Origin of the sequence: Pseudomonas sp. 67(2021), from assembly GCF_017491835.1 — a bacterium.
Classification (GTDB): domain Bacteria; phylum Pseudomonadota; class Gammaproteobacteria; order Pseudomonadales; family Pseudomonadaceae; genus Aquipseudomonas; species Aquipseudomonas atacamensis.
Map to the genome: position 1 here is coordinate 1 of NZ_JAFGYL010000034.1, position 3,960 is coordinate 3,960.

Below are 3,960 nucleotides of genomic sequence, written 5' to 3' on the forward strand. Positions count from 1 at the left end.
AAGCAATTTGCTGACCTGAAAAGGCACCAGATTGCGGTGTGTGAAGACGAAACGAACCGAAAGTTCGAAACGCACAAACACCGAAAGCTGTCACATACCCAATTTGCTGAAGCGAGGCCGTCTGGTCACGAGTCAGTACCCGAATTTCTTGACGACCATAGAGCGTTGGAACCACCTGATCCCATCCCGAACTCAGCAGTGAAACGATGCATCGCCGATGGTAGTGTGGGGTTTCCCCATGTGAGAGTAGGTCATCGTCAAGATTAAATTCCGAAACCCCAATTGCGAAAGCAGTTGGGGTTTTGTTTTGCCTGCGAGAAATGTGTCCGCTTGATTTCTATGCAACGGCCCGGGGCATGGCTATTATGCGGGCCTCATTGTGAGGCGATACCTGCATGCTGACGTTGTTGAATCTACTGAAGGATGGACGATTCCATTCCGGACAGGACCTGGGCGTTGCCCTGGGAATAAGCCGAAGTGCTGTATGGAAGCAGCTACAACAGCTTGAAGCTGAACTTGGCCTGTCGATCCATAAAGTTCGCGGTCGCGGATATCAATTGTCGACGCCTCTGACGCTCCTTGATCCTCTGGAAATAACCAGGAAGATGCCTCAATGGCCGGTGCGTGTGTTCGACTCTGTTGACTCGACAAATGCCGAGGCTCTGCGCTCCATCAGTGACGGCGCCGCTGCGCCGTTTTTGGTGCTCGCGGAGCGACAATTGGCAGGCCGTGGTCGTCGAGGTCGTAAGTGGGTAAGCCCATTTGCAGAAAATCTTTATTACAGCCTTGTACTCCGCATCGAAGGCGGCATGCGTCAGCTTGAGGGATTGAGCCTTGTTGTTGGCTTGGCGGTGATGCAGGCCTTGCGAAACACCGGTGTGCCCAATGCCGGTTTGAAGTGGCCCAATGATGTTTTGGTGGGTAACAAGAAAATAGCTGGCATTCTGCTCGAACTCGTCGGCGATCCGGCGGATGTGTGTCATGTTGTATTGGGTATAGGAATCAACGTGAATATGCAGGTTGCCGATGAGGTCGACCAGCAATGGACTTCTATAAAACTGGAGTCAGGCAAAGCCTGCGATCGCAATGCTCTGGTGGTTGAATTGAGTAATCAACTCAAGACTTATATCCATAAACACCAGCTCAACGGGTTCGCGAGTCTGCAGGCAGAATGGGCGGAAAATCATCTGTGGCAGGGGCGCTCCGTGTCGTTGATCGCGGGTAACAGCCGTATCGATGGAGTAGTGCTCGGGATTGATAACCAAGGCGGGTTGCGCTTGATTGTAGATGGTGTCGAAAAGGCCTTTAGTGGCGGAGAGCTCAGCCTGAGGTTGCGTGATGATTCTTGAGCTTGACTGCGGCAATAGCTTTATAAAATGGCGCGTGCTGGATGCGTCGGCGAGCGAGCTGGTCTCGGAAGGAGTTGTAGATTCCAATCAGGCTTTGCTTGAGAGCCTACGCATCATAAAGTCACTCTCGCTGCGCAAGTGTCGTTTGGTAAGCGTCAGGACCAACGAGGAAACCAGTGCTTTAACCGAAATGCTTGAGCGCGAGTTCAGTATTCCTATCTCGTGTGCGAAGCCCGCTCGCGAGATGTCTGGTGTTCGAAACGGCTACGAAGACTATGAGCGTCTGGGGCTTGATCGCTGGCTGGCGATGCTTGGCGGCTTTCACCTGGCTGCCGGGAGTGCTTGTCTGGTTCTCGACTTCGGTACCGCGGTTACTGCCGATTTTGTGCGGCCTGACGGTGAGCATCTCGGTGGGTTCATTTGTCCAGGCATGCCTTTGATGCGAAACCAGCTTCGCACCCATACCCGTAAAATTCGTTATGGTGATGAGGCGGCAGAGCGCGCCCTTTCCAGTCATGTCCCGGGGCGTACCACCGTGGAAGCGGTGGAGCGCGGTTGTTCTTTGATGCTGAGGGGCTTTGTTCTCACTCAATTAGAGCTGGCTCGAGCGTACTGGGGAGAGCAATTCACCGTCTTTATTACGGGAGGGGATGCCGAGTTGGTTAAAGGCGTCGCGCCTGACGCCAGGGTCGTGCCCGACCTGGTTTTTGTCGGCTTGGCGATGGCGTGTCCCTTGTCCTGAGGTTTATATGCGTTGGTTGTTCCTGCTCCTAGTGGTTCTCAATGTTTTTTACTATGTCTGGCATCAGCAGGAAGCGCCCTTGCGAGCCAAAGATGTAACGCCCCTTAGTCTGTATCGCGGTGCGCAGCAGGATATCCGTCTACTGAGCGAAACTGCTGGTGAAAGCGGGAGAGGGCAGGTGGTGCCGCGTCAGCAGTGTCTCTTCGTTGGTGGATTTTCTGAAGAGGATTCAATTGCCAGGTTGCAACAGCGCTTGGTGGCGATGAAGGTCAATGCTCAATCCGTGCCGAAAGCTGCTGCAGGAAGCGGTTACTGGCTTGCAGTTGCGCCGGATGGCCAGCCTTTGTTGGGCGAACAGCAGTTGCAAAACCTTTCCAAGGAATTCAATGAGTTAAAACATAAAATAATGCTGTGCGAAGGGGTTGCACCTGCTCAATAGTTTGCATAGAATGGCGCCCGCTCCACAGCGAACACCTTAAACGGGATTCGAAGTGAAGCGTGTCAACGCAGCTAACCTCAGGTTTTTAAATGAGAAAATGCTTGACAGGGGTTTGGCATGATATAGAATGCCGGCCTGATTAGGAGGGGTTCCCGAGCGGCCAAAGGGATCAGACTGTAAATCTGACGTCTACGACTTCGAAGGTTCGAATCCTTCTCCCTCCACCAGATTTAAGCGTGAGCTGCAGGCTCCGCGGGTATAGTTTAGTGGTAGAACCTCAGCCTTCCAAGCTGATGATGCGGGTTCGATTCCCGCTACCCGCTCCAAGTTTGCAGGTTGTGCAAAAGGGTTTTGCTCTTGTAGCTCAGTTGGTAGAGCACACCCTTGGTAAGGGTGAGGTCAGCGGTTCAAATCCGCTCAAGAGCTCCATATAACAAGGCAGATATGAAAATATCTGCCTTTGTTTTAATGGTTGATATTGTTTGTCTAATTTCTTCTGTAGAGGGTGATATCGATGGCTAAGGAAAAATTTGATCGTTCCCTGCCCCACGTCAACGTTGGGACCATTGGTCACGTTGACCACGGTAAAACCACTCTGACTGCTGCTCTGACTCGCGTCTGCTCCGAAGTTTTCGGTTCGGCCGTCGTTGAGTTCGACAAGATCGACAGCGCACCAGAAGAAAAAGCTCGCGGTATCACCATCAACACCGCTCACGTTGAGTACAACTCGACTATTCGTCACTACGCTCACGTTGACTGCCCAGGTCACGCTGACTATGTGAAGAACATGATCACCGGTGCTGCCCAGATGGACGGCGCGATCCTGGTTTGCTCGGCCGCTGATGGTCCGATGCCACAAACTCGTGAGCACATCCTGCTGTCCCGTCAGGTAGGCGTTCCGTACATCGTGGTTTTCCTGAACAAGGCTGACCTGGTAGACGACGCTGAGCTGCTGGAGCTGGTTGAGATGGAAGTTCGTGACCTGCTGTCGACCTACGACTTCCCAGGCGACGACACTCCGATCATCATCGGTTCGGCTCGTATGGCGCTGGAAGGCAAAGACGACAACGAAATGGGCACCACTGCCGTTCGTAAACTGGTTGAAACTCTGGATACCTACATCCCAGAACCAGTTCGTATGATCGATAAGCCATTCCTGATGCCAATCGAAGACGTGTTCTCGATCTCGGGTCGCGGTACTGTTGTGACTGGTCGTATCGAGCGCGGTATCGTTCGCGTTCAGGATGCTCTGGAAATCGTTGGTCTGCGTGACACCACCACCACCACCTGCACCGGTGTTGAGATGTTCCGCAAGCTGCTCGACGAAGGTCGTGCTGGCGAGAACTGCGGCGTTCTGCTGCGTGGTACCAAGCGTGACGACGTTGAGCGTGGCCAGGTTCTGGTCAAGCCAGGTTCGGTCAAGCCGCACA

General features: G+C 53.3%; 4 protein-coding genes, 3 tRNA genes and 1 rRNA gene. All 8 read left to right on the top strand.

Annotation, left to right across the window (positions count from 1 at the left end):
• The first annotated feature begins 147 nt into the window (after window positions 1-147).
• Window positions 148-263, top strand: a 5S ribosomal RNA gene (gene rrf / locus J5M66_RS25240).
• Between the two features lie 132 nt (window positions 264-395).
• Entirely contained in the window at window positions 396-1,349 is a 954-nt protein-coding gene (birA, locus tag J5M66_RS25245) for a bifunctional biotin--[acetyl-CoA-carboxylase] ligase/biotin operon repressor BirA (protein ID WP_016772932.1), read from the top strand.
• Window positions 1,339-2,091, top strand: coding sequence for a pantothenate kinase (locus J5M66_RS25250; RefSeq protein ID WP_206421492.1), 753 nt, complete (start codon window positions 1,339-1,341; stop codon window positions 2,089-2,091). Before birA ends, J5M66_RS25250 begins: the two co-directional genes overlap by 11 nt.
• Window positions 2,092-2,098: 7 nt before the next feature.
• Window positions 2,099-2,530: a hypothetical protein gene (locus tag J5M66_RS25255; RefSeq protein ID WP_123443232.1), complete on the top strand. Its 432-nt coding sequence runs from the start codon at window positions 2,099-2,101 to the stop codon at window positions 2,528-2,530.
• A gap of 142 nt (window positions 2,531-2,672) precedes the next feature.
• A tRNA-Tyr gene (locus J5M66_RS25260) sits at window positions 2,673-2,757 on the top strand.
• Between the two features lie 25 nt (window positions 2,758-2,782).
• A tRNA-Gly gene (locus J5M66_RS25265) sits at window positions 2,783-2,856 on the top strand.
• Window positions 2,857-2,883: 27 nt separating this feature from the next.
• Window positions 2,884-2,959 (top strand) — tRNA-Thr (locus J5M66_RS25270).
• An 85-nt stretch (window positions 2,960-3,044) separates the two neighbouring features.
• A partial coding sequence (gene tuf, locus J5M66_RS25275) for an elongation factor Tu (RefSeq protein WP_207817511.1) occupies window positions 3,045-3,960 on the top strand: 916 nt, incomplete at its 3' end.